At 61.1% G+C, this 26,058-nt stretch carries 21 protein-coding genes, 1 tRNA gene and 1 riboswitch; of the genes, 18 read left to right on the forward strand and 4 right to left on the reverse strand.

Annotation, left to right across the window (positions count from 1 at the left end; translation table 11 throughout):
* Nucleotides 1-57 precede the first annotated feature (57 nt).
* A complete protein-coding gene (locus QRN20_RS05390; RefSeq protein WP_004881754.1) occupies nucleotides 58-879 on the forward strand; it encodes an HDOD domain-containing protein in 822 nt (273 codons plus the stop codon).
* Here the strand turns inward: QRN20_RS05390 and tctE are convergent.
* Together tctE and tctD are read right to left on the reverse strand one after the other, a co-directional pair.
* Nucleotides 873-2,264, reverse strand: coding sequence for a two-component system sensor histidine kinase TctE (tctE, locus tag QRN20_RS05395; RefSeq protein WP_058432532.1), 1,392 nt, complete (start codon nucleotides 2,262-2,264; stop codon nucleotides 873-875). The genes QRN20_RS05390 and tctE overlap by 7 nt on opposite strands.
* Nucleotides 2,257-2,928, reverse strand: coding sequence for a two-component system response regulator TctD (tctD, locus tag QRN20_RS05400; RefSeq protein ID WP_004881751.1), 672 nt, complete (start codon nucleotides 2,926-2,928; stop codon nucleotides 2,257-2,259). Before tctD ends, tctE begins: the two co-directional genes overlap by 8 nt.
* A gap of 485 nt (nucleotides 2,929-3,413) precedes the next feature.
* Here tctD and QRN20_RS05405 point away from each other — a divergent pair, with 485 nt between their 5' ends.
* The 4 genes from QRN20_RS05405 to QRN20_RS05420 all read left to right on the forward strand — a co-directional run bounded on the left by QRN20_RS05405 (nucleotide 3,414) and on the right by QRN20_RS05420 (nucleotide 7,462).
* Nucleotides 3,414-4,397 carry a Bug family tripartite tricarboxylate transporter substrate binding protein gene (locus tag QRN20_RS05405; protein ID WP_163003854.1) on the forward strand — a complete coding sequence of 328 codons (984 nt, stop codon included), beginning with the start codon at nucleotides 3,414-3,416 and terminating at the stop codon, nucleotides 4,395-4,397.
* 62 nt (nucleotides 4,398-4,459) lie between these two features.
* Nucleotides 4,460-4,918 (forward strand): tripartite tricarboxylate transporter TctB family protein, encoded by a 459-nt coding sequence (locus tag QRN20_RS05410; protein WP_122429698.1) that lies wholly within the window; start codon nucleotides 4,460-4,462, stop codon nucleotides 4,916-4,918.
* Nucleotides 4,919-4,920: 2 nt separating this feature from the next.
* Nucleotides 4,921-6,435, forward strand: a complete 1,515-nt coding sequence (locus QRN20_RS05415; RefSeq protein ID WP_029243188.1) for a tripartite tricarboxylate transporter permease — start codon at nucleotides 4,921-4,923, stop codon at nucleotides 6,433-6,435.
* A complete protein-coding gene (locus QRN20_RS05420) occupies nucleotides 6,428-7,462 on the forward strand; it encodes an AbrB family transcriptional regulator (protein ID WP_122429697.1) in 1,035 nt (344 codons plus the stop codon). Before QRN20_RS05415 ends, QRN20_RS05420 begins: the two co-directional genes overlap by 8 nt.
* Before the next feature lie 4 nt (nucleotides 7,463-7,466).
* Here QRN20_RS05420 and ung read toward each other — a convergent pair whose 3' ends face one another.
* Nucleotides 7,467-8,159, reverse strand: a complete 693-nt coding sequence (gene ung, locus QRN20_RS05425) for a uracil-DNA glycosylase (protein ID WP_096768316.1) — start codon at nucleotides 8,157-8,159, stop codon at nucleotides 7,467-7,469.
* Between the two features lie 167 nt (nucleotides 8,160-8,326).
* Here ung and dspII point away from each other — a divergent pair, with 167 nt between their 5' ends.
* Nucleotides 8,327-9,439, forward strand: coding sequence for an enoyl-CoA hydratase/isomerase DspII (dspII, locus tag QRN20_RS05430; RefSeq protein ID WP_285360026.1), 1,113 nt, complete (start codon nucleotides 8,327-8,329; stop codon nucleotides 9,437-9,439).
* A gap of 213 nt (nucleotides 9,440-9,652) precedes the next feature.
* Here the strand turns inward: dspII and QRN20_RS05435 are convergent, their stop codons facing one another.
* Entirely contained in the window at nucleotides 9,653-10,003 is a 351-nt protein-coding gene (locus QRN20_RS05435; RefSeq protein ID WP_029243191.1) for a hypothetical protein, read from the reverse strand.
* A 476-nt stretch (nucleotides 10,004-10,479) separates the two neighbouring features.
* Nucleotides 10,480-10,581, forward strand: a riboswitch (guanidine-I (ykkC/yxkD leader).
* A gap of 59 nt (nucleotides 10,582-10,640) precedes the next feature.
* Here QRN20_RS05435 and QRN20_RS05440 point away from each other — a divergent pair.
* The 12 genes from QRN20_RS05440 (at nucleotide 10,641) to QRN20_RS05495 (ending at nucleotide 26,042) form a co-directional block, all read left to right on the forward strand.
* Nucleotides 10,641-11,714 carry a putative urea ABC transporter substrate-binding protein gene (locus QRN20_RS05440; protein ID WP_122606024.1) on the forward strand — a complete coding sequence of 358 codons (1,074 nt, stop codon included), beginning with the start codon at nucleotides 10,641-10,643 and terminating at the stop codon, nucleotides 11,712-11,714.
* A 27-nt stretch (nucleotides 11,715-11,741) separates the two neighbouring features.
* A complete protein-coding gene (locus tag QRN20_RS05445) occupies nucleotides 11,742-12,557 on the forward strand; it encodes an ABC transporter permease (protein ID WP_004881213.1) in 816 nt (271 codons plus the stop codon).
* Nucleotides 12,554-13,336, forward strand: a complete 783-nt coding sequence (locus tag QRN20_RS05450; protein ID WP_004881215.1) for an ABC transporter ATP-binding protein — start codon at nucleotides 12,554-12,556, stop codon at nucleotides 13,334-13,336. The genes QRN20_RS05445 and QRN20_RS05450 overlap by 4 nt, the downstream gene beginning before the upstream one ends.
* Entirely contained in the window at nucleotides 13,333-14,058 is a 726-nt protein-coding gene (locus QRN20_RS05455) for an urea amidolyase associated protein UAAP1 (protein WP_057410653.1), read from the forward strand. Before QRN20_RS05450 ends, QRN20_RS05455 begins: the two co-directional genes overlap by 4 nt.
* A gap of 12 nt (nucleotides 14,059-14,070) precedes the next feature.
* Nucleotides 14,071-14,694 (forward strand): urea amidolyase associated protein UAAP2, encoded by a 624-nt coding sequence (locus QRN20_RS05460; protein WP_413817717.1) that lies wholly within the window; start codon nucleotides 14,071-14,073, stop codon nucleotides 14,692-14,694.
* A gap of 120 nt (nucleotides 14,695-14,814) precedes the next feature.
* Complete coding sequence (gene uca, locus QRN20_RS05465) at nucleotides 14,815-18,444, forward strand: urea carboxylase (RefSeq protein WP_058432526.1); 3,630 nt, start codon at nucleotides 14,815-14,817, stop codon at nucleotides 18,442-18,444.
* A gap of 31 nt (nucleotides 18,445-18,475) precedes the next feature.
* A complete protein-coding gene (atzF, locus tag QRN20_RS05470) occupies nucleotides 18,476-20,284 on the forward strand; it encodes an allophanate hydrolase (protein WP_122606022.1) in 1,809 nt (602 codons plus the stop codon).
* Nucleotides 20,285-20,378: 94 nt separating this feature from the next.
* The gene (locus QRN20_RS05475; RefSeq protein ID WP_285360027.1) at nucleotides 20,379-23,624 is read left to right on the forward strand and encodes a dermonecrotic toxin domain-containing protein; all 3,246 of its coding nucleotides are present in this window, start codon (nucleotides 20,379-20,381) and stop codon (nucleotides 23,622-23,624) included.
* A gap of 35 nt (nucleotides 23,625-23,659) precedes the next feature.
* Nucleotides 23,660-23,881 (forward strand): cysteine-rich CWC family protein, encoded by a 222-nt coding sequence (locus QRN20_RS05480; RefSeq protein WP_004881230.1) that lies wholly within the window; start codon nucleotides 23,660-23,662, stop codon nucleotides 23,879-23,881.
* A gap of 45 nt (nucleotides 23,882-23,926) precedes the next feature.
* Nucleotides 23,927-24,619, forward strand: a complete 693-nt coding sequence (locus QRN20_RS05485; protein ID WP_088234672.1) for a pseudouridine synthase — start codon at nucleotides 23,927-23,929, stop codon at nucleotides 24,617-24,619.
* A 299-nt stretch (nucleotides 24,620-24,918) separates the two neighbouring features.
* Nucleotides 24,919-25,812, forward strand: a complete 894-nt coding sequence (locus tag QRN20_RS05490; protein ID WP_122606018.1) for an alpha/beta fold hydrolase — start codon at nucleotides 24,919-24,921, stop codon at nucleotides 25,810-25,812.
* A gap of 156 nt (nucleotides 25,813-25,968) precedes the next feature.
* A tRNA-Gly gene (locus QRN20_RS05495) sits at nucleotides 25,969-26,042 on the forward strand.
* Nucleotides 26,043-26,058 lie beyond the last annotated feature (16 nt).

The following is a 26,058-nucleotide window of genomic DNA, read 5'->3' on the forward strand; positions in this document are numbered from 1 at the left end:
GGCGCCCACAGGGCGCCCGGAACACTCTGGACACCCCTAAAGGCTGCGAGACGCAACATGAGCAAGATGGCTGACGAGGTGCAGAGAAACTTGATCAAGGCCATCGACAGAGATGCCTTGTTTCTCCCTACCCTGCCGGAAGTAGCACTGAAGATTCGCCTTGCCGCCGAAGATACCGAAATCAGCATCGCCGCGCTGAGCAAGGTCATCGGCAGCGATACCGCACTGTCCGCTCGCCTGATCAAGGTGGCGAACAGCCCGTTGCTGCGACCCAATTTCGAGGTCAGCGACGTGAACACGGCGATTCGCCGCCTCGGCGTCAACTACACCTGTAACCTGGCCATCGGCCTGGTCGTGGAGCAGATGTTCCACGCCAAGTCGGAAGTCATCGAGCAGAAGATGCGCGACATCTGGAAGCAGAGCCTGCAGGTGGCCGGGATCAGCTATTACCTGTGTCATCAGTACACCAGTCTGAAGCCGGATCAGGCCACGCTGGCGGGGCTGATTCACCTGATCGGCATTCTGCCGATCCTGACCTACGCCGAAGACCATTTCGATCTGCTGGCCGATCCGGTCAGTCTCAATCATGTGATCGACAATATTCACCCGGTCATCGGCGAACGCCTGCTGCGCTCGTGGGATTTTCCGGAACCGCTGGCTTCGGTGCCCGGCAAGTTTCAGGACTTTACCCGCGTGTCGAAAAGCCCGGACTACATCGATCTGGTACAGGTCGCGACGGTGCACATTCACAAGAACACCGACCATCCTTTCAGCCTGATCGAAATCCCAGACCTGCCCGCCTACAGCCAACTGCGCCTGAACCGAGCCAACGACATGCTCGGCGCGGAAATGGACGACGCCAAGGACATGCTCTACTGAGCCTGAGTCGCGTTGAAACTGACCCTGACTTTCAGACCGCGCTCGGCCCCATCGTGTAACGAAATGCGGGCCAGATGGGCGCGACAGATTTCCCCGACGATGGCCAGTCCCAGCCCGGCGCCGCTGCCTTGCTGGCTGCGACGATAGAACCGCTCGAACACCCGCTCGCGCTCCGCCTGCGGGATCCCGGGACCATCATCTTCGACCTCCAGAACGCCCGGCGCGTACACCCTCAGCACAACGTTGCCGCCCGACGGTGTGTGGGCCAGTGCATTGTCGATCAGGTTGCTCAGCAATTCGTTGAGCAGGGTCGGTTCGCCGCGCAGCCAGACAGGCTCTTCGGCTTCCAGTGCCAGCGCCACGCCGTGCGAGTGCGCCAGAGGTGCCATGGCCATGCCCAGCTCACGTGCCAGCTGACTGAGGTCGAGTTGCTGCGCACCGCCCTCGGCAATCGCCCGGGCGCCGTTTTCGATACGCGCCAGCGACAGCAACTGATTGGCCAGGTGGGTCAGGCGGTCGGTGCCCAGCGCAGCAGACTCCAGCGTGGTGCGCCACTGCTGCGGGTCACGCTCACGCAATCCCAGCTCCACACGCGCCTTGAGCGCAGCCAATGGCGTACGCAATTCGTGGGCGGCATCGGCGATGAATTGCGCCTGACGTTCGAACTGCAGGCGCAAACGCTCGGTGAAGTGGTTCAACGCGCCGACCAGCGGTCGCAGTTCATGCTGCACCTCAACCATGGGCAGCGAGCGCAAATCGTCAGGCTGGCGCTCCTCGACCGCCGTGCGCAGGCGCTCCAGTGGACGCAGCGCAGCACTGACTGTAAACCACACCAGCAACAACGCACCGCCGCCCAGCATGCCCAGCCGCAGCAAGGTATCAGCCATCAAACTGCGAGCCATGCCCTTGCGCGCCTCCTGGGTTTCAGCCACGCGGATTTCCGCCGTGCCATTCATGCCCGGGTCGGTCACCGGCTTGAGCAGACTGACCACGCGGACATCCTGACCCTGATACATCCCGTTATAGAACTTGGCGAGTGCCGGATAATCATCGGTTCGCAACGTTCCCGGCGGCGGTGACGGCAGGTTTTCGTAACCGGAAATCAGCTTCTGGTTGATGTCGTTGACCTGGTAGTAGATACGACCCTCGCTGTCGTAGGCGAAGGTATCCAGTGCCACATAGGGAATGTCGGCACTCAGCGTTCCGTCGCGCTGGGTCAGACCGGCGGCGATGGTGCGCGCCGAAGCCAGCAGCGTGCGGTCGTAGGCCGTGTCGGCCACTTCGCGTCCGTTCCAGTAGGCGCTCATGCCGCTGGCCAGCATCAGAACGACCAACAGCAACGCCAGATTCCACAGCAGTCGCCAGCGCAGGCTGTCGTTAATCATCGCGGCTTTCCAACAGGTAACCCAGGCCACGGAACGTCACGATGGCCACCGAATGCCCGTCGAGTTTCTTGCGCAGGCGATGCACGTAGATTTCGATGGCGTCGGGGCTGGCTTCTTCGTCGAGACCGAACACCTGAGCCGCGAGCTGCTCCTTGCTCATCACCCGGCCGGGCCTCGCGATCAACGCTTCCAGCACCGCCTGCTCGCGAGAGGTCAGGGTCAGGAGTTCGTCGCCCAGTGTAAAGCGACGCGTGTCCAGGTCGTAGGCCAGCACGCCGCACCGCTGCTGACGCTCGCCACCCAGCACGCTGCGCCGCAGCAGTGCCTTGACCCTGGCTTCCAGTTCGGACAGCTCAAATGGCTTGGCGAGGTAGTCATCTGCACCCAGATTGAGGCCATGCACCCGATCCTTCACGTCACTGCGCGCGGTCAGCATCAACACCGGCAGATTCTTGCTGCGCGCCCGCAAACGGGCCAGTACTTCGAAACCATCCATACGCGGCAGGCCCACGTCGAGAATCGCGACGGCGTATTCCTCACTGGTCAGGGCCAGGTCGGCCGCCACGCCATCGTGCAGGACATCGACGGTCAGACCCGCGCTCTTGAGCGCCTGAGCGACACTCTCAGCCAGTTGCAGATGATCTTCAACGAGAAGAACACGCATCGCCCTCTCCTGTTATGGGTGTTGTTATTGGGAATAGTGGTTGCGGAGTTTACAGACGCTTCGCCCCCTGTGAAGCACGGAAACGACTCGAAGGTATACAGCGACGCAATGAAAGGTAACTGAAAGGTTCGTGATTTAGCATCGCGATACGACCCGCCAAAGGGTACGTGAACAAGGCGCCCGGATGCGTCTGAAAATAAAAACAATAAAACGGTAAATGGAGTCACATCATGTCAACGCCTTCCCCGGCTCGACAGTCAGTGCATCGCACTCAATTCCCGACCGCTTCCGGTCAGCCTGCTTCATGCCCGCCTTGTCACGGCACTACGCTGACATTTGGCGCCCTTCCAGCGTTTATCCAGCACGTCGATGCAGTCATCTGCAGCCATAGTCCTGCCCGTCCAAATCCGCCGTTACGGGAATTCTCCGGCAATCGAACGCACTGAACAGCTTTCCACATCCAAAAACAAAAACATCTCAGGAGACTGAACATGAAATTTTCCTTGCGTCAGCTAGCCATGACCGCCAGTTGCATGCTGGTTGCCACCCAACTGCTTGCCGAGCCCAAGCGCCCTGAATGCATCGCACCGGCCTCGCCGGGCGGTGGCTTCGACCTGACCTGCAAGCTGATCCAGAGCGCGCTGATCAACGAGAAGATCCTCAGCACCCCGATGCGCGTGACCTACATGCCCGGCGGTGTCGGCGCGGTGGCCTACAACGCGGTGGTCGCTCAACGTCCAGCCGATGCCGGAACACTGGTGGCCTGGTCCAGCGGCTCGCTGCTCAACCTGGCCCAGGGCAAGTTCGGGCGCTTCGACGAGAACGCCGTGCGCTGGCTGGCCGCAGTCGGCACCAGCTACGGCGCCATCGCGGTGAAGAGCGATTCGCCTTACAAAAACCTCGACGATCTGGTCAAGGCACTCAAGGCCGATCCGAGCAAAGTCGTCATCGGTTCCGGCGGCACTGTGGGCAGCCAGGACTGGATGCAGACCGCACTGATCGCCAAGGCAGCCGGTATCAATCCGCGCGAGCTGCGCTATGTGGCGCTCGAAGGTGGCGGCGAAATCGCCACCGCCTTGCTCGGCGGTCATATTCAGGTCGGCAGTACCGACATCTCCGACTCCATGCCGCACATCCTCAGCGGCAACATGCGCCTGCTGGCGGTCTTTGCCGAAAAGCGTATCGACGAGCCGGAAATGAAAGACATCCCTACGGCCAAGGAACAGGGTTACGACATCGTCTGGCCGGTGGTGCGTGGCTTCTACCTCGGGCCAAAGGTGAGCGACGAAGATTACAACTGGTGGAAAGCCTCGTTCGACAAGGTGCTGGCCTCGGAAGACTTCGCCAAACTGCGTGACCAGCGCGAGCTGTTCCCGTTTGCCATGACCGGCCAGGAGCTGGACACCTACGTGAAGAAACAGGTGGCCGACTACAAGCTGATGGCCAAGGAATTCGGCCTGATTCAGTAATTGCACCCAATTGACTGACTTTCGGTTGCGCCTGCCTGACGGGCGCGACTCAGGAGCTTTTCATGGTCATACAACGCGTTTTTGCAGGTGTCCTGCTGCTGGTCTGCATCGGACTGGCCCTCATGGCCTGGCCGTACCAGGCGCCCTTTTCCTATGAACCGGTCGGCCCTCGGGCCTTTCCCCTGCTGATGCTCGGCCTGATGGGCGCCGCCCTGCTGTACATGCTGATTCGTCCGACGCCCATCGTGCACAGCGAAGACGAACCGCCGCTGGACCGCGAGACGCTGGTCAAGATCGGCATCTGCATCGCCCTGCTGCTGGTGTTCGCCGGCCTGTTCGAACCGCTGGGCTTCATTCTCAGCAGCATCCTGATCGGCATACCGATGGCGCGCCTGTATGGCGGTCGCTGGGTGCCGAGCGTACTGGTAGTGATTCTGATGAGCGTCGGTCTTTACCTGCTGTTCGATAAAGCCATGGACGTTCCCCTGCCTTTGGGCCTGCTCAGCGTTCTGGAGAATTAAACGTGGATACTTTCAGCTACCTGGGCCAGGGCTTCGGCGTTGCCCTGACGCCTTACAACCTCATCACCGCATTGTCCGGCACCTTGATCGGCACCATCGTCGGCCTGCTGCCGGGGCTGGGTCCGATCAACGGTGTGGCGTTGCTGATTCCCATCGCCTTCGCACTGGGCCTGCCGCCAGAATCGGCCTTGATCCTGCTGGCGGCCGTGTATCTGGGCTGTGAATACGGCGGCCGTATCAGCTCCATCCTGCTGAACATTCCGGGCGAAGCATCCACCGTGATGACCACCCTGGACGGCTACCCTATGGCCCGTAACGGTATGGCCGGTGTTGCACTGTCGCTGTCAGCCTGGAGCTCGTTCATCGGCGCTTTTATCGCCACCTGCGGCATGGTGCTGTTCGCGCCATTGCTGGCGAAATGGGCGATTGCCTTTGGTCCTGCGGAATACTTCGTGCTGATGGTGTTCGCCATCGTCTGCCTGGGCGGGATGGCCGGAGACAAACCGCTCAAGACCTTCATCGCAGCGCTGATCGGCCTGTTCCTGTCTGCCATCGGGATCGACGCCAACAGCGGCGTGTATCGGTTTACCGGCGACAACATCCACCTGGCTGACGGCATCCAGTTTGTCGTGCTGGTGCTGGGCCTGTTTTCCATCAGCGAGATCCTGTTGCTGCTGGAAAAAACCCACCGTGGCCAGGAAGCGGTCAAGGCCACCGGGCGCATGATGTTCAATCTCAAGGAAGCGGCGGCGGTATTCATGGTGAATATTCGTTGCGGCTTCATGGGGTTCATTCTAGGCGTATTGCCGGGCGCGGGCGCCACACTCGCCAGCGCCGTGGCCTACATGACTGAAAAGCGTATTGCCGGACCTACGGGCAATTTCGGCAAAGGTGATATGCGCGGCCTGGCTGCGCCGGAAACCGCCATCGGCGCGACCGCCTGCGGCGCACTGGTGCCGATGCTGACTCTGGGCGTTCCGGGTTCGGGCACCACGGCGGTGATGATCGGCGCGCTGTCGCTGTACAACATCACGCCCGGCCCGATGCTGTTCCAACAGCAACCGGATCTGGTCTGGGGTCTGATTGCGTCGCTGTTCATCGCCAACGTCATGCTGGTGATCCTGAACATCCCGATGATCCGCATTTTCACCCGCGTTCTGTCCGTACCGAACTGGGCGCTGGTGCCGGTCATCGCGATCATCACCGGGATCGGTGTCTACGCCGTACACGCCACCACCTTCGACCTGTTCCTGATGGTCGGCATCGGCATCTTCGGCTACATCCTGCGCAAGCTGGACTTCCCGTTGTCGCCAATCCTGCTCGGGTTCATCCTCGGTGGTCTGATGGAGCAGAACCTGCGTCGTGCGCTGTCGATCTCCAACGGCGAACTGGGGATTCTCTGGGCCAGCCCGATCACCCTCGGTGTCTGGGTACTGACCGTGTTCATGCTGCTGTTCCCGCTGATCCGTATCTGGCGCAAGCGTGCCAGCCAGCGTGCCGCGATGACCAATGTCTGATTCGTCACTGCGTAACTGGTGGCCGACCCCGCTGGTCGGTCTGCTGGGCGGCTACCTCGCCAGCCAGGTCGGCTGGCCTCTACCCTGGATGGTCGGCTCGTTGCTGGCGATCATCCTCGTGCGCTGCCTGACACCCTGGCAGATCACCCAGATTCCCGGCGGCCGCAAATGCGGCCAACTGGTCATCGGCATCGGTATCGGCCTGCACTTCACCCCAGTAGTGATCGAACAGGTGCTGGCGCACTTCGGGTTGATTTTCTTTGGTGCGCTGATCACCAGCCTGTCCTGTCTGGTCGGTGTGTGGCTGATGCTGCGCACCGGCGAGGACCGGCCTACGGCTTTCTTCTCCAGCATGCCGGGCGGTTCCGGCGAAATGGTCAACCTCGGCGCACGCAATGGCGCGACCCTGAGCAGCGTCGCTGCTGCGCAAAGTCTGCGCGTGCTGGCGGTGGTGCTGTGCGTCCCGGCGATCTTCAAATACTTGCTGGGCGATGGCGCGCCCGTGCTGCACGCCACCAGTGTCGACTGGCGCTGGCTGGCGTTTCTGCTGCCATTCGGCGCGCTGCTGGCCTGGCTATGGCAACGCCTCAAACAGCCAAATCCGTGGCTGTTCGGTCCGCTGCTTTTGAGCGCAGTGGTCAGTGTGGTCTGGGATCTGAAAATCGGCCTGCCCAATGGCGCCAGCCAACTGGGCCAGCTGCTGATTGGCAGCGGACTGGGTTGCCACTTCAATCGGGAGTTCTTTCGTCGTGCACCGTCGTTTCTGGGGCGCACGCTGTTGGGAACGGCGCTGACGATGCTGATCGCCGCCCTCGCCGCCTTCGGCCTCAGTGCGCTGACGCATCTGGATCTGCGTTCGCTGACACTGGGCATGATGCCGGGCGGTATTGCCGAGATGAGCCTGACCGCCGAGGTGCTGCAACTGTCCGTGCCGCTGGTCACGGCGATGCAGGTGATGCGTCTGTTGTTCGTGCTGTTTCTGGCCGAGCCGCTGTTCCGGCGCTGGAACAGACGACTCGCTGACTGACGCCTCAGATATTCGGCAAGCGCCAGTCAATCGGCTTAATGCCGTTCTGCTCCAGATACTTGTTGGTCCGTCCGAAATGTCCGTTGCCGAGAAAGCCTTTGTAGGCCGACAGCGGTGACGGGTGGACCGAGGTCAGCACCAGATGTTTGGTCGCGTCGACCAGCTTCTGCTTGCTCTGCGCATGAGCGCCCCACAGCAGAAACACCAGATGTGGCTGATGCTCGCTGACCACCTGAATGATCCTGTCCGTGAAATGCTGCCAACCCTTGCCTGCGTGGGAAGCGGCATTCGCCCGCTCGACCGTAAGGGTGGTATTAAGCAGCAGCACGCCCTGATCCGCCCAGCTTTGCAGGCAGCCATGGTTGGGGATATCAATGTTCAGGTCGCGTTTCAGTTCTTTATAAATATTGACCAGCGAAGGCGGTGTCGGCACACCGGGCTGCACTGAGAAGCACAGGCCGTGGGCCTGGTTGGGGCCGTGGTAAGGGTCCTGACCGAGGATCACGACTTTCACATTATCCAGTGGCGTGGAGTTCAGCGCGTTGAAGATCAGCGGCCCCGGTGGATAAATTTCCTTGTTTGCGGCGTGCTCCTGACGCAGAAACTCGCGCAACTGTTGCATGTAGGGTTTTTCGAACTCGTCACGCAGCGCTTCTTTCCAGCTGGGCTCAAGCTTGATGCGGTCGTCGCTAGTCATGGTCACATCCGGTAAAAACATTGCGCGGACACTAGGAAAGCTGACTGCCAATGTCAAATGTCCCCCATCGATTCCGTCGGTTTCCTACACTGCAAATTTCCCCCTGCAACTTAATGACGCTGCACGAAGACCAACAATGAGGTCGCGTCTTTTCAGAGAGGGTCACGATGAACCTGCAATTCGAAGAACTTCACGCTCAGGGCGGCGCACGTATCGGAGTCGCTACGCTGGACGCCGAGAAGTCGCTGAACGCACTGTCGCTGCCGATGATTCTGGCGCTTCAGGATCAGCTCGACGCCTGGGCGGGCAATCCGCAGATTGTTTGTGTACTGCTGCGCGGCAATGGCGCGAAAGCCTTTTGTGCCGGGGGCGATGTGCGCACGCTGGTCGAAACCTGCCTCAAGGATCCCGGCACCGTACCGCCTTTGGCAGCGCACTTCTTTGGCGCTGAATACCGCCTGGATTACAGCCTGCACACGTACCCCAAGCCGTTGATCTGCTGGGCGCATGGTTATGTGCTGGGCGGCGGCATGGGCTTGTTGCAGGGCGCCAATATCCGGATCGTTACCCAGAGCAGTCGATTGGCCATGCCTGAGATCAGCATCGGGCTTTACCCCGATGTTGGCGCAAGCTGGTTCCTGTCCCGCTTGCCGGGAAAACTGGGGTTGTTTCTGGGCTTGACCGGTTCGCACATCAACGGGCGTGACGCGCTGGATCTCGATCTGGCGGATCGCTGCCTGCTCGATGAACAGCAGCCGGATCTGATCGAAGGTCTGCTGCAACTCAACTGGCAGGAACAGACCGATGTGCAGCTGAACAGCCTGCTCAAGGCGCTGCAACACGAGGCCAACAGCCAGTTGCCCGAAGCGCAGTGGCTACCGCGCCGGGCGCAGATTGATGCGCTGCTGGACGTGGGCAATCTGGTCTGTGCCTGGCAGGCCATCAGCCATTTGCAGCAGCAGGATGACGCGTTGCTGGCCAAAGGTGCGAAGAATCTGGTGGAGGGTTGCCCGGTCACTGCGCATCTGATCTGGGAACAGATCAAGCGTGCGCGTCACCTGTCATTGGCGCAGGTGTTTCAGATGGAATACGCCATGAGCTTGAATTGCTGTCGTCATCCGGAATTCAGCGAAGGCGTGCGGGCCAGACTGATCGATAAGGACCACGCGCCGCACTGGCACTGGCCGGATGTCAGCAAAATACCGCCCGCAGTGATCGACGCGCACTTTGAGAAAGCCTGGGAAGGACGGCATCCGCTGGCGGATTTGCCGGAGTATTGAGCCGGCGTGAGTGATCTCTCGACACTGATCGAGAGCGGACGCGGAGCGTCCGCTCTCGAATGTGGCGCAGATGTGTGCCCAAACTCCAGCGTTTTCCACGTCATGCGCTCGGCTCACTGAGGCCGCAATCTGTGCCATTTGTGACGCGGAGCGTCACGGGAGGCATGCCCACGCGGAGCGATGGGCACGATCAGTGGTGGGCGGACTTGAGTATCAGCGATGCCCGCCGCGCCCGTCTCCACGACCACGGCCGTCGCCTCTTCCTCCGTGATCGCGGCCGCCACCGTGGTCCCAGCCACGATTGCTGCGGTAGTCACCGCGATAGCCACCGTTGTCACGGAAGCGGTCATTGCGCCAGCCGTAGCCCGGCGGGCGGCCAGGCTGGTAGTAGCGCGGTCCAGGTGGTGGACCGTAATAACGCGGAGCCGGGGCGTAGTAACGGGGTTGTTCGTAATAGCGCGGTTGAGGCGCCACGTAGATGCGCCGCTCCTGGTAATAGGTGGAGCGGTAGCCATTGTCAAAACCGTACCCGCCAGCGACCACCGTGGTCGGCTGCGTGTACACATCGGATTCGTAGTAACCAGGGCCTCCATAACAGCCAGCAAGGAAGAGGGTCAGCAAAACGATAAGCGAGGGTCTTCGATACATGGCGGCCTCCTGGACCGCGATAGGGCACAAACCAGCGACGCTGGTCGGCGTCAGCCAAAGCGGTTGGCGGACGAAGGTTAAGACACTGAAAACGCGATCCAGTGCGTAACGGGGCGCTCCGTCCGTCCGCTTAAAATCGTCTCAAAAAGCCTGAAAAGGCCTGAAATCAAGGCTTCCAGACCTGTAGCGCTTTCTTACAAAGATGCTACAAAACATTTCAACCAGCGCCTCATCAAGGTGCAGTCATGCACCAGCACAAGGCAGATTCCTGCACTTCACTGCACCTGGAAATATGGCAACCCTTGCCAACCGGGCCTTTCGGCGAGTTGGCACAACTCTCGCTTAGTCCATCCTGTGCAGGAGTCAACACACGGTTCGCGGCACCACAATTTGCAATAGCTGACTAGGGTTCCGGCTTGCCAGAGGCAAGTGGCTGGTCCGAGAGTTGGCGACCTCCAGTAGAGGTTACACGGCGGGACAAAAGCCCGGGAGACAGGACACCAGTGGTGTCACGTTGCTCCTGGCCGCCCTTTTCACTACTGGAGATCTCTCGATGCTCAAGTCAACGTCACGTCTCTCGGGCCTGCTCTGCGCCGGTCTTCTCGCTGCATTGAGCTTCTCGGCGAACGCCGCTCCCAAGGATCGCTTCAACGTCTGCTGGACGATCTACGCAGGCTGGATGCCGTGGGAATACGCAGGCACTCAGGGCATCGTCGACAAATGGGCCAAGAAATACGGCATCAAGATCGATGTCACCCAGCTCAACGACTACGTCGAGTCAATCAACCAGTACACCGCCGGCCAGTTCGATGGCTGCACCATGACCAACATGGACGCCCTGACCATTCCGGCCGCCGGTGGCGTGGAAAGCACGGCGCTGATCGTCAGCGACTTCTCCAACGGTAACGACGGCGTCGTGCTCAAGGGCGAAGGCAAGAAAATCGCCGACCTCAAGGGCATGAACGTCAATCTGGTCGAACTGTCGGTTTCCCACTACCTGCTGGCCCGTGCCCTGGACAGCGCCAAGCTGAGCGAGAAAGACCTGAAAGTGGTCAACACCTCGGATGCCGATATCGCCGCCGCCTTCAACACCGATGATGTTCAAGCCGTCACCACCTGGAACCCGATGCTCTCGGAAATCAAGGCCAAACCGGGCGTGACCGAAGTGTTCAACTCCAGCCAGATTCCCGGCGAGATCATGGACATGATGGTGGTCAACACCCAGACCCTGAAAGACAACCCGGCGCTGGGCAAGGCCCTGACCGGCGCATGGTTTGAAGTGGTCGCGCTGATGAACGCCAAAAACGCCCAGAGCAAGGCTGCGCTGGAACACATGGCGAAGGCCTCGGGTACCGATCTGGCGGGATTCCAGTCGCAACTGGACACCACCAAACTGTTCACCACGCCCAAGGAAGCGCTTGATTTCGCCACCAGCAAACAGCTGCCGGAAACCATGGGCAAGGTCGCCGGTTTCTCGTTCGCGCACGATTTGCTCGGCGAAGGTGCCAAGGATGACAAGGCCGTGGGCATGACCTTCGCCAACGGCGTGACCACCGGCGACAAGGGCAATCTCAAGCTGCATTTCGACCCCAGCTACGTGCAGATGGCCGCCGACGGCAAGCTGTAATTCACGTTTCGCACAAAGGTCTTTGCCATGCGCTTGATAAACCGCCATCCGGATCGCGCCGGTCGCCTGATTCTGGTGATCCTGCCGTTCGCCCTGCTGCTGTTCGCCTACTTTCTGGGCTCGGCCAGCCGGCTTGCGGAAAACCCCAACGACAAACTGCTGCCCAGCGCGGTGCAGATGGCCGATGCGGTCAATCGCATGGCGTTCAAGGCCGACGTCCGCACTGGCGAATACCTGTTGTGGCAGGACACCGCGTCCAGCCTGCAACGGCTGGCCATCGGTCTGGGCATCAGTGCCTTGCTCGGGCTATGCCTGGGCATTGCAGCGGGCATTCTGCCGATGTTCGGCGCGCCGCTGTCGCCCCTGCTGACGGTGTTATCGATGGTGCCGCCGCTGGCGATCCTGCCGATTCTGTTCATCGTGTTCGGTCTGGGCGAGCTGTCGAAAGTGATGCTGATCGTCATCGGCATCACGCCCATTCTGGCGCGGGATCTGGAGCAGCGGGCGCGTGAAATTCCGGTCGAACTGCTGATCAAGGCACAGACCCTCGGCGCCTCGACCTGGACGCTGATCCTACGGGTGATCCTGCCGCAATTGCTGCCGCGTCTGCTGATCGCTTTGCGGCTGGTGCTGGGGTCGGCGTGGCTGTTCCTGATCGCGGCGGAAGCCATTGCCTCCACCGACGGTCTGGGCTACCGGATTTTTCTGGTCCGCCGTTATCTGGCGATGGACGTGATTCTGCCTTACGTGGTGTGGATCACCCTGCTCGCCTGGCTGATGGATTGGGGCCTGAAAGCCCTGACCCGTCGTGCATTTCCCTGGTACGAAGGAGCGCGAGCATGAGCTTTATCTGCGTGCGCAACGTCTGGCAGCAATACGACGATCAGGTGGTGCTGGAAGGTTTGAATCTGGACGTTGCCGAAGGCGAGTTCTGCACGCTGGTCGGCGCGTCGGGCTGCGGCAAATCGACCTTCCTTCGCCTGCTGCTGGGCCAGGAAACCTCCAGCCGTGGTTCGATCACCCTAGACGGCCAGCCCCTTTCCAACGAACCGGACGCCAGCCGTGGTGTGGTCTTTCAACGCTACTCGGTGTTTCCGCACCTGAGCGTGCTGGACAACGTCGCGCTGGGCCTTGAGCTGCCCCGCTCACGCTGGATCGGCCGACTGTTCGGCCAGGCCAAGCGGGACGCTCGGGAGCAGGCGGCGCAGCTGCTGCACAAGGTCGGCCTGGGCCATGCGCTCGACAAGTATCCCTCGCAATTATCCGGCGGCATGCAGCAACGGCTGGCCATCGCCCAGGCGTTGATCATGAAACCCCGCGTGCTGCTGCTCGACGAACCGTTCGGCGCCCTGGACCCCGGTATCCGCAAGGACATGCACCACCTGTTGCTGGAGCTGTGGCGCGAGACGCAACTGACCGTGTTCATGGTCACTCACGACCTGTCCGAAGGCTTCAACCTCGGCACTCGGCTGCTGGTGTTCGACAAGGTCCGCCACGACCCGCATTCCCCCGGTGCCTACGGTGCGCGCATCACCTACGACATTCCCCTCAACAGTGAACGCCGCGCCGAGCGTGCGGCACTCGATCTGCTGAAACCTGCTTTAGAGGAACCCACTCCATGACTGACTCGACCACGCTTTACCCCGTCTTCGCCGAAGAAATGCTGCCCGGCGGCGGCCATCGCTCGTTCATCCTCAAGCGCGGCGAACTGCTGCGCCTGACCGACCTGCACGGCAATGCCAATGTCAGCCTGACGCTGCTCAACGCTCACGAAAAGACCGAGCGCCTGAACCTGCCTGACAGCCTCAAATGCCAACACACCGCACGACTGAGCGCCGGTCACTGCCTGTACTCGGACATGGGCCGCGTGCTGGCCGCCATCGTTACCGACACCTGCGGCTGGAGCGATAGCATTGGCGGTGTGCTCAATGCTCAGGAAGTAGCTGAAAAGTACGGCCAGGGCCGTTATCAGGAACTGCGCAACGGCTTCTTTCGCAACGGCGTCGACAACCTGCTGGTCGAGCTGGGCAAGTGGGGGTTGGGTCTGTCAGACCTGCTGATGACCCTCAATCTGTTCAGCCGGGTCAACGTCGACGAAACCGGCGTGCTGCACTTCGTGCCGGACAACTCGAAGGCAGGCGATTACATCGAGCTGTATGCACCGATGGACACGCTGGTGGTACTGACCGCGCTGCAACATCCGATGGACCCGAACCCGGCCTATGCGCCGCAGCCGCTCAAGCTGAGCTGGATGAAAGCCGACGCCAGCGTTGCCGAGCACTGCCGCACGTCACGCCCGGAAAACGAGCGCGGCTTCATCAACACCGACCGCCTGTTCGCCTGAGGAGACCCCGTCATGAATCTGCATGCCCACGACCATCAACACTGCGACGCAACCATCCCGGCCGGCGAACCGTTTCTGGCCGAAGTGAAAGCCGGACAAACCGTGCGTATCCTCGACCTGGAGGGCAATCAGGCCGTCGATACGCTGTTCTTCAGCCTTGCCAACCCGCGTGAGCGCTATGACGTGCAACGCACCCTGCGCCGCCAGAACAGCGTGTACCTGACCACCGGCAGCGTGCTGTTTTCCAACCTCGGCCGACCGATGCTGACCATCGTCGACGACACCTGCGGTCGCCATGACACGCTGGGCGGCGCCTGCGCGCAGGAGAGCAACACCGTGCGCTATGCCCTGGAAAAACGCCACATGCACAGCTGCCGCGACAACTACCTGCGCGCCTGCCTGCACGACGGTCGTCTGAGCAAGAACGACATCGGGCCGAACATCAACTTCTTCATGAACGTGCCTGTCACGGCGGACGGCGGCCTGACCTTCGAGGACGGCATCTCGGCGCCCGGCAAATACGTCGAACTGCGTGCCGAGATGGATGTGATCGTGCTGATCTCCAACTGCCCGCAACTGAACAACCCCTGCAACGGCTACAACCCGACGCCTGCGCAGTTGATCGTTCGCGACTAGTTGATGCTTCAAGCCCCGAATCCGGGCGGCAACGGACGACCGTTGCGTTGAAACGTTTATTAGCGGGACGGCCCGCTTCCCATCACGAAACCGATTCAGTCCGGTTTCCGGGGTCATGCCATGTTCGACAAACTGCTGATCGCCAACCGTGGCGCCATTGCCTGCCGCATTCTGCGAACCCTACGCACCTTGAAGGTCAAGGGCGTGGCTGTGTACTCCGAAGCCGACGTTGCCAGCCTGCACCTGATGCAGGCCGACGAGGCTCACAGCCTGGGTGAAGGTGGCGCGGCCGGCACCTATCTGGCGGTGGACAAGATCCTCGCCATCGCCAAAGCCAGCGGCGCGGGGGCGATTCATCCGGGTTACGGATTTCTCTCTGAAAACGCTGCGTTCGCCCAGGCCTGTGAGGACGCGGGCATTGCTTTCGTCGGCCCGACGCCGGAGCAACTCAGGGTGTTCGGCCTCAAGCACACTGCTCGCGCCCTGGCCAAACAGCATGGCGTGCCAATGCTGGAAGGCACCGAACTGCTGGACAGCGTCGACGCGGCCCTCACCGCCGCCGAGGTTATTGGCTATCCGGTCATGCTCAAGAGCACGGCGGGCGGCGGCGGTATCGGCATGCGGGTGTGCCGCAGCGCCAATGAGCTGGCCGACTCGTTCGAGGCGGTGAAGCGTCTGGGCCAGAACAACTTCAGCGATGCCGGTGTGTTCATCGAGAAGTACATCCAGCGCGCCCGTCATCTGGAAGTCCAGGTGTTCGGCGACGGTCAGGGTGAAGTGCTGGCGCTGGGCGTGCGGGATTGTTCGGTGCAGCGTCGCAACCAGAAAGTCCTGGAAGAAACCCCTGCGCCCAACCTGCCGGAAGGCATGGCAGATGAACTCTGTGCGGCGGCGATCAAGCTGGCCAAGGCCGTCAATTATCGCAGCGCAGGGACCGTGGAATTCGTTTTCGACAGCCAGGATCAGCGCTTCTATTTTCTGGAAGTGAACACCCGACTGCAGGTCGAGCACGGCGTGACCGAACAGGTGTGGGGCGTGGATCTGGTCGGCTGGATGGTGCAACTGGCGGCCGGTGATCTGCCGCCGCTTGCGGAGCTGCAAGCCACCTTGAAACCGAACGGGCACGCCATTCAGGCGCGTCTTTATGCCGAAGATCCGGGCCGCGACTTCCAGCCCTGCCCCGGCCTGTTGACCGCCGTAAGCTTTGCGCCTGCAGACGGTCAGGCGCTGCGCATCGACACCTGGGTGGAAGCCGGCTGTGAGATCCCGCCGTTCTTCGATCCAATGATCGCCAAGCTCATCAGTTGGGCACCGAGCCGCGGTGAAGCCAGTGCTGCACTGGCCGAAGCGTTGGCGGAGAGTCGTCTGTATGGCGTGGAGACCAACCGCGATTACTTGCGGCAAATCATCGCCGATACACCGTTCGCCAGCGGGCAGCCGTGGACACGCTGCCTGGAAGATCTGGTGTATCACGCCGACACCTTCGAAGTGCTCAGCGGCGGCACCCAGACCAGCGTTCAGGATTATCCGGGACGTCTGGGTTACTGGGCTGTCGGTGTTCCGCCGTCCGGTCCGATGGACAGCCGCGCCTTGCGTCAGGGCAACCTGCTGCTGGGCAATGCCGAGGGCTGCGCGGCGCTGGAAATCACCATGAGCGGGCCGCTGCTGCGTTTCAACACGGACGCGGTGGTGGCCGTGACCGGCGCAACGATTCCGCTGACCCTGGATGGCGAATCGTGCCCGATGAACACAACGCTGCTGGTGAATGCCGGTTCGACACTGGCATTGGGCACCACCGCCGGGGCCGGTGCACGCAGTTACCTGTGTGTGCGGGGCGGGCTGGATGTGCCGGACTATCTGGGCAGCAAAAGCACCTTTACGCTCGGCCAGTTCGGCGGCCATGGCGGTCGTGCGTTGCGGGCCGGTGATGTGCTGCACCTTGCGCCGCTGACGGATCGCAGCGTCGGTGCGTGCATCGCCGATGACGCGCTCGAGGTGCTCGGCGAGGTTCGCGACATGCGCGTGATCTACGGGCCGCACGCTGCGCCCGAGTACTTCACCGAAGCGTACATCGAGACGTTTTTCGCGACGGATTGGGAAGTGCACTTCAATTCCAGCCGCACCGGCGTGCGTCTGATCGGACCCAAGCCCGAATGGGTCCGCGCCGACGGCGGCGAGGCCGGGCTGCACCCCTCCAACATTCATGACAACCCGTATGCCATCGGCGCGGTGGATTTTACCGGCGACATGCCGGTGATCCTCGGGCCGGACGGGCCGAGCCTGGGTGGCTTCGTCTGCCCGGTGACCATCATCGAGGCGGACCTGTGGCAACTGGGTCAGCTCAAGGCGGGTGACAAGGTCCGGTTTCATCCGGTGACGATCGAAGCGTGTCATGCCTCTTCACAAGCAAGCTCACTTCCACTGGAAACGGTGAGCCCCCTTGGGAGCGGACTTGTCCGCGAAAGCAATCCAGGCCACACCTCGCTGATCACCCAGCTGCAAAGCCCGATCATTCTGGACATCGGCCAGGACGACAAACGTCTCGTTGCGCGGCTGTCCGGCGACACGCACCTGCTGCTGGAAATAGGCGCACCCGAGCTGGACCTGGTGCTGCGCCTTCGCGGACATGCGCTGATGCTGGCGCTGGAAGCCAAGGCTCTGCCGGGCGTGATCGACCTGACGCCGGGCATCCGTTCGCTGCAAGTGCATTACTGCCCTGCCCAGCTCCCGCTCAGGCAACTGCTGGAGATCGTCGCTGGCGAATGGGACGCCGTGTGCGCCGCGAAAGACCTGCAAGTGGCCTCGCGCATCGTGCACCTGCCATTGTCCTGGGACGACCCGGCCTGTCAGCTGGCCATCGAGAAATACATGACCACTGTGCGCAAGGACGCTCCGTGGTGCCCGAGCAATCTGGAATTCATCCGGCGCATCAACGACCTGCCCGATCTCGACGAAGTACAGCGCACCGTGTTCGACGCCAGCTATCTGGTGATGGGCCTAGGCGATGTCTACCTCGGCGCGCCGGTTGCAACGCCCCTGGACCCGCGCCATCGACTGGTCACCACCAAGTACAACCCGGCCCGCACCTGGACGGCGGAAAACTCGGTGGGCATCGGTGGCGCCTACATGTGCGTGTACGGCATGGAAGGCCCTGGCGGTTATCAGTTCGTGGGCCGTACGTTGCAGATGTGGAATCGCTATCGAGACGTTGCCGCATTCGAGGGCAAACCCTGGCTGCTGCGCTTCTTCGATCAGATTCGCTTCTATCCGGTCAGCGCCGAGGAACTGCTGCGCATCCGCCGTGATTTCCCGCTGGGCCGATTCGATCTGAACATCGAACACAGCACCCTGAACCTGACCGATTACCAGAGCTTTCTGAGTCACGAAGCCGAAGGCATCGCCGCATTCCGGGCCCAGCAACAGTCAGCGTTCAACGCCGAACGCGAGCGCTGGATTGCCAATGGACAAGCCAACTTCGAGAGCGAGGAAAGCATCGCCCCGACCACTGACGAGACGGTTCTCGAGCCGGGCCAGCAAGGTATCGACAGCCACATTGCCGGCAATCTCTGGCAGGTGCAGGTCAAGCCCGGCGAACGGGTCGAGGCTGGCGACGTGCTGGTGGTGCTGGAGTCCATGAAGATGGAAATCCCGGTACTCGCGCCAGTCGGCGGCATCGTGCGGGACGTGCGGGTGCAACCCGGCTCGGCCGTGCGCGCAGGCCAGCGCGTCGTCGTGCTCGACGCGGACTGAACCGAATCATTCAATTTGAGGGAACATCCCCATGACCGATAACCCATTGTTGACTGATCTGCGTCTGGATTCCGTTCGCGCCGCTTACCAGTCCGGCACCCTGTCACCCCGTCAGTTGATCCTGGCGCTTCAGGAAAAAGCCGCCGAGCTGAATCCCGGCTATCACCTGTTCATCCATCTGCTGAGCCCGGATGAACTGGAACCCTATCTGGTCGCGCTGGAAAGCCGCGAACTCAAGGACTTGCCGCTTTATGGCGTGCCGTTCGCGATCAAGGACAACATTGATCTCGCGGGCATTCCCACCACCGCCGCCTGCCCCGACTACACCTACACGCCGGAACGCTCGGCAACCATTGTCGAGCAACTGATCGCGCTGGGTGCGGTGCCCATGGGCAAGACCAATCTCGACCAGTTCGCTACCGGCCTCAATGGCAGCCGCTCACCTTACGGCCCGTGCCCCAACAGCGTGTTGAAGGAATATCCCTCCGGCGGTTCCAGCTCGGGTTCGTCGCTGGCGGTCGCGCTGGGCGTCAGCAGCTTTTCCCTGGGCACGGATACCGCAGGCTCGGGCCGGGTGCCTGCAGCGCTGAACAATCTGGTTGGCACCAAAGCCAGCAAAGGCCTGATCTCGACCGCAGGCGTCGTGCCGGCCTGTCGCACGCAGGATTGCGTATCGCTGTTCACCGCCACGGCCAGAGAAGCCAGCCAATTGCTGGCACTGGTCGCCAAACTCGACCCGCGCGATGAATACAGCCGCCGTAACCCGGCGTGGAACGACGCCACCGCATTCGGCGCGCCACGCCCGTTTCGCTTCGGCGTTCCGCGTGCCGAAGACCTTGAGTTTTTCGGCTGCATTCAAGGGCCGCTGTTGTTCAGTGACGCCATCGATCACCTGACCGCGCTGGGCGGCGAAGCGGTGACCATTGACCTGTCACCGTTTCTCGAAGCCGCCAGCCTGCTGTACGACGGCCCATGGGTCGCCGAGCGCTACAGCGTCGCCGGGCAACTGATGGAGGAAAACCCTGCCGCGGTGCTGCCGGTTATCCGTGCGGTATTGGCCAAGGCGCCAGCCGTCACAGGCGTCGAGACCTTTCGCGCGCAATACCGTCTGCAGGCACTGAAGGCCATTTGCGACAAGGCGCTGGAAGGTCTGGACTGCGTGGTTACGCCGAGCATCGGTCGCCCGGTGACCTCGGCCGAGCTGCTCGCCGAACCGGTGCTGCGCAATTCCGAGCTGGGCTACTACACCAACTTCGTCAACCTGCTGGATTACGCCGCCGTCGCCGTGCCCAGCACCTTCATGGATAACGGTTTGCCGTGGGGCGTGACGCTGTTCGGGCGCGCCTTCACCGACCAATACCTGCTCAGTCTTGCCGATGCCTTCCAGCGTCACACGGCCCTGCCATTGATCTCGGGTAACACACCGCCCGCACCAACCACTGTCGCGCGCAATGACATGGCCCGGCTGGTGGTCTGCGGCGCGCATCTGGACGGCCTGGCGCTCAACGGACAACTGAAGCAGCGCGGCGCGCGCCTGCTGGAAGCAACGCAAAGCTCACCCGACTATCAGCTTTATGCACTGGCAGGCGGCTCGCCTTTTCGGCCGGGCATGGTGCGCGTGGCCGAAGGCGGTGTGGCGATCGAGGTGGAGGTCTGGGAGTTGCCGAGTGCCGAACTGGGTTCGTTCCTGACCGGCATCCCTGCACCGCTGGGCCTGGGCAAGGTGCAACTCGCCGACGGCCGATGGGAAACCGGTTTCATCTGTGAGCCGTATGGCCTTGAAGGTGCGCGCAACATCAGCGAACTGGGCGGCTGGCGCGCCTACCTGCGCCAGCTGTAAATCTGCGACCGTCGTGTCGATCAGATACATAGTTGTGTCTGATCGGCCGGGGCGGTGCGACATAGTGGCTGATCATTCCCTTTGACCAGATGCCATGACCGTCCCTCATACACCCTTCACCCACGACACCCCGCTTCTCGCTTCAGCCCCGTCAGCGGAGCCACCCGCCGCCACCGATCAACCGCCCGCGACGAGTGACTCGAACGCTGCCATCGAGCAAAGACTCAAGGCCCTGCGCAACAGTCCTGGCTTTGCGCTGATCGCCAATTCGTCCTTGCTGCTCAAGGCCTGCCAGCTGGACATGGACGCACCGCCCTCCAGACGCCAGTACCTGCGTGCGCAACTGGCCCTGTACCTGAAACAGAAAACCGGCCAGAAACTCGACCCCGATCAACTGCACGTCACCTTCACCAACGAAACGCATCCAGCCGTCCATGATGACGGGCACGAGCACGACAGCCTGCGCCTGTCGCTCACCGAGCTTGCACTCGCCAGCTTCGATCCGCCCCGCTACATGGCGTTTTACCGAAGCACGCTCGCAGACACAACACTGCTGGATGATGCGCCATCACCGAGCGCGTCCGACGTTTTGAAACTGATCGCCAATGTGCCCTGGACCCGAGACTACGGCATTCTGCTGGAGACATTCTGGGCGCGGCACAGGCAAAGCTACCGGACACTGTCCAGACTTGGCTTTCTCGACACGCTGGCGCGGCAATACGCTCGTGGGCAGATCAGTCGCTACGGTTATTTTCTGACGCTGGATGCGCTGGGCCTGAAAGACTTTCCCACAGATATCTCGCTGCTCGAACAGAGCGGACGTGGCGAAACGGCTGAGGTCCGCATGCTCACCTTCAACGGCGATCCGGTGGCCGGGCTGTTTCAGGTCAGTTCAACGGCGACCTCGCACTGCTTCATTCATGTTCTGGACAACCGGGGCACAGTCATCGAATACATCAGCAGCGACCCGGCGCACATGACTGGAAAACTTCTGGCGGCATTGAATGACGCAGGTATCTACGAGTTCGCCTCGCACCTGCTGGAGCGCAGTGAAAAGACAGCCGCATCCGTGGGTTTGACGCTGATCGAAGGCGATGTGTTTGACGGGCTGACCGACGCCCAGGCATTGCTCGCCGATGAGTTGCTGAGTGATGAGCGCTATGATCGATTCGATCTGTTGAGGCCGGTTGCGCGCAGTCTCACGCTGGCCAGCGGCGTGGACCTCTGGCAGTCGCAGCCGTCCATTCTGAAGCAGTTGCCTGAGCCCTCAAGGCTGGCCAACCGGCTCATGTCAGGCTACCTGAGTGACCGGCAAGGTCTGCAGCACGATCCCGACCACGTATTCCTCCTGTACCGGCGTGGCACCTCGACCACACCGCTGGGTGACGCCCGCACCCCTGCTGTTCACGTCCATACGCCCCACGAAAAACCGATCAGCCTGAGCGAGGCGCTGGTCACCCAATACCGGGTTCAGACGCCGCTCGGCTACATCGATCATGGCGGGAAAACCGTGGTGTTTCTGGACCCCACGGGGCAGGGTCAATGGGCCGTCGACACTGAGTTGGCAGTTGATCCCTACGCCGTGGAAGAACACATAAGGACGATTGATTTCCTCGCGCTGATGACCGAACGCAACGACACGTTCTGGGAGCAGGAAAAGACCGGAATCGAACAGGCTTTCCAGTCCACATTCATCTGTCAGGCGCTGATTGCGGTGAAGCAGGGCCGCGTGACACGTGACGGTTTCGACCTGATCCTAGCGTCGCTGTCCAACCGCGACGACCTGCGCTGGCATGACCTGGGTTTCCATGTGCAAGGCTCGGTCTTTGACGGCATGCACACCCAGTACACCGGACTGCTGGTGCTTGAGTATCCGGGCAAGCAAAGGGTGCTGTATCAGGCGGGACATCCCAAGGCATTCATCGAGTGCGCCGACGAAGACGCGCTCAATGCCTATCTCGTGGTAGCCACCGCCGACAGCCAGTGGCGGGAAGCCGTTTTGCATCACGTGCCGGTGCGTCATCATCAGCGATTGGAGTATCTGTTCAAGTTATGGGGCGGCGTCAGGGTGCCGAGTCCTCCGGTGTCCATCCTGCGTCCCTGGACCGACCAGATCTACAACCAGGACACCTACAAGGCGATGCAGCATGTGCTGTGCAAGCGGCCGATGGAGGGCTCGCCGTTCGCGTTCCTGCACCGGATGCTGAAGCAGAACGCGCTGATGGATGCCGAAGACCGGATCGTCACGTCCGGGCAGGTGACCTTGAAAGAGTGGACGGACCGGCTTGAACACCTGCAGCTTCTGCTGGCCCCCATGTCCATTCTGCTTACACCGGCACTGATCGCCTCGCTGGCGACCGAGATCGGTATCGTCTCGCTGAACATTGCGTCCGCACATCTGCCGGGCGGTCGTCATGCGGAAAAGAGCCAGGCGTTGCTGGCAATACTGTCACTGGGCTTGCTGCACCTGGGTCCCCGGACACCCAAACTGTTGCGCTCGATGAACAGGCTCATCAAACCCTCACGCCAGGCGACACGCGTGATTCCCCCATTGCCCGACATCTCACGCGTCATCAGCGCCAAGCGAAGCCAGTGGATGTCGCGGCAGCCGACGCGTCTGGAAACATTCTTCCACACGCAGACATTGCTCAAGCGCTGGACGCTCGTCGGCAGACCGTACCAGGGCGGTGTGCCGGTTCACGCCTGGAAGCTGGGGCGCCGGTTTCTGCTCTGGACCTCGGACAAAGGCCAGGCCAGGACGCTGGTGGTGAGCACACACGGGCATTACCTGCCGTGGGCGTCCAATGTAAAAATCCCGAACGGCACCGAACTGCGTACCTACGCCCCCCACGGCTACGAACTCGTCGACCCCTTGCTGCACAATATCGTCAGCAGGCGTACTCTGCCTTTCGCGGCTTCAAGCGCGGCCGGAAACACGCCATTGACGCTCGGACCTTCGCTCGCACCACTGACCATCACCGACAAGCTGATGGCGGGCACATCACTGCCCGGCAGGTTCAAGAACTACACGCTGTCGAAATTTCAGACGCTTCACAACGAACCCTATGGCGACATTGCAAACATCGTGCGCAACGCCAATGCCTCACCTTTGCTCGGCCATCTGCCGCCCACGCCGATGGACGTGTTGACGGTGCGCAACCGCTTTGGCATGCCATCGCCAACGCTTTCGAACCTGTTCAATACGCTGTCGGCTCAAGGCATTCACTACGATAAAATACTGCTGGTGCACTGCCGTTGTGCCGCCATTGCCTCGGTGCTGCAACGGGCTCCGGTCTACAAGGCGCCGACAGTCAAGCCGACGATTGTTAAGATGCCCTGACTTTCCCGCCCTCTTCGCCCGGTCCCGAGATCACCATGACAACCGACGCTGTTACCAACCTGTGCCCGGTGTGCGGCTTCAGCAACAGTTGCACGCTGGCCGACCCGCGCACCGCCAGCCAGCCGTGCTGGTGCTTCTCGGAAACCATCGACCCGGCACGGCTCGAAGCGCTGCCCGACGAGGTCCGCAACAAGGCCTGCCTGTGCCCGCGCTGCGCAGGTGTCGAGCAGGCGGCACTTGGACAACCGGTGCGCTAGATCGCGTACCATGTGCGCCCTCATAACCTTCTTTTCGCCATCGCCATGCGTCTTGACCGCTTCCTCAGCAACCTGCCTCGTTTCAACCGCAAGGACGTGCGTCTGGCGCTGGTCAGCGGCCGTGTGACAGTGGATGGTCAGATCACACGCGATCCGCACCACGATGTACGGGAATTCAGCTGCGTGGCCTTCGACGGCGAGATCCTTCAAACAGGCAAGGCGCAGCGCTATTTCATGCTGCACAAACCACAAGGCTGCGTGAGCGCCACCGTCGATCCGCAACATCCGACCGTGCTCGATCTGCTGGATGAACCTGACAAACATGAACTTCATATTGCAGGACGTCTGGATTTCAATACCACAGGTCTGATGTTGATCACCAATGACGGTCACTGGTCACGACGATTGACGCAGCCGCAGACAAAGTTGCCCAAAGTGTATTACGTCGAGACAGAACAGTTGATCGACGAACGGTATATAACCAGGTTTGCCGAAGGCTTTTACTTCCCGTTCGAAAACATCACCACACAGCCAGCACAGTTATCCATCCTCGGACCCCGTTGTGCCCGGCTGAGTATTGTTGAAGGTCGCTATCATCAGGTGAAGCGGATGTTCGGTCACTTCGACAACAAGGTGCTGATTCTGCACCGCGAACGCATGGGGGATCTGTCCCTGTCCCCCGAGCTAGAGCCCGGCAGCTACCGTGCCCTGCACGCCGCAGAAATCCAGCTATTCTGAAAAAGTCACAACCGTTCGGCGGAATGCGCAACAAGCCTATGAATGGCACTTGCGGGTTCCAGCATCCACTGCTTGAATCCAAACCGTCAGTCCACATGTGACTGATGAGTCAGGACACCATTCCAAGAAACCTTTTGCCGTATTGAGTCATTGGACTCGCGACAAATTGCCCGCCAATAACAATACCTGTCGGACAGATCGTTCGGATCGACATGGGCCTTTAATCGGCTTTTGCCTGCCTGTCACGAAACTCGTGCAACGTTGTTGTACGCATACCTGTTACGCCAGGAGTTACACCTATGTCGCCAGAAAAAGCCGTGCTTGATATACAAGGACAGTTTCGGGTTTACACGGAGTTCTATCGCGCAGATGCCGCGGAAAAAACCATCATCATGGTCAACGGCTCACTGGCCACCACCGCGTCATTTGCACAGACCGTTCGCAACCTCTACCCGACGATGAACGTCGTGCTCTACGATCAGCCGTACGCCGGAAAATCCAAACCGCACAACCGTCATGAAAAGCCCCTGACCCGGGAAATGGAGGGCCAGATCCTGCTGGAGCTGATTGACCACTTCAACGCCGAACACGTCATGTCGTTTTCATGGGGCGGCGCTGCGGCGCTGGTCGCGCTGTCGCATCGTCCCAAGCGCATCGAAAGCGCGGTCATCAGCTCATTTTCGCCCGTGCTCAACGAGCACATGTGTGATTACCTGAACCGGGGCATGATCCACCTGGGCGCGCATGACCGTTACGAAGTCGGCCACCTGATCAACGACACCATCGGCAAACACCTGCCTTCGTTGTTCAAGCGTTTCAACTATCGTCACATCAGCAGCCTGGACCTGCACGAATACGACCAGATGCATTACCACATCAGCCAGGTGCTGGAGATCGATCCGGGCAATTACCTGACCGCTGCGAAAAACATCAACGTACCCGTCTTGTTCATGAACGGTGCCTGGGACGAATACACCGCCGCGAACGACGCCGTGCATTTCGGGAAATACGTAAAGGACTGCAGCTTCAGCGTCATCGACGCCGCAGGGCACTTTCTGGACATGGAACACAAGGCCGCCTGCCGCGATTCGAAGCGGGCGCTGCTGAGCTTCCTGCAACCGGAACCTGCCGTGGCAGAGTCGTCCCGTCACGCGTATCAGTTGGTCCAGAGCCACCATGCCCTCGCCTTCTGAGAGCAGCGCTCGACAGAGCCAGGGAATCCTCCGCCAGCGCACGGACAGCGGCACTCGGCGGACGGCTTCCAGGGTGAAGGTCCGGATAAATGCAGGTTTTGAGGAATTAACGCTTCAAAAGCACGACTGCATCTGGTACAAAGTCAGCCGCTTCGAGCGGGTATAGTTTAGTGGCAAAACGAAAGCTTCCCAAGCTTTAGTTGAGGGTTCGATTCCCTCTACCCGCTCCATATCACCTTTCCATTG

It is taken from the genome of Pseudomonas sp. fls2-241-TYG-175 (assembly GCF_030209155.1).
Lineage (GTDB): Bacteria > Pseudomonadota > Gammaproteobacteria > Pseudomonadales > Pseudomonadaceae > Aquipseudomonas > Aquipseudomonas viridiflava.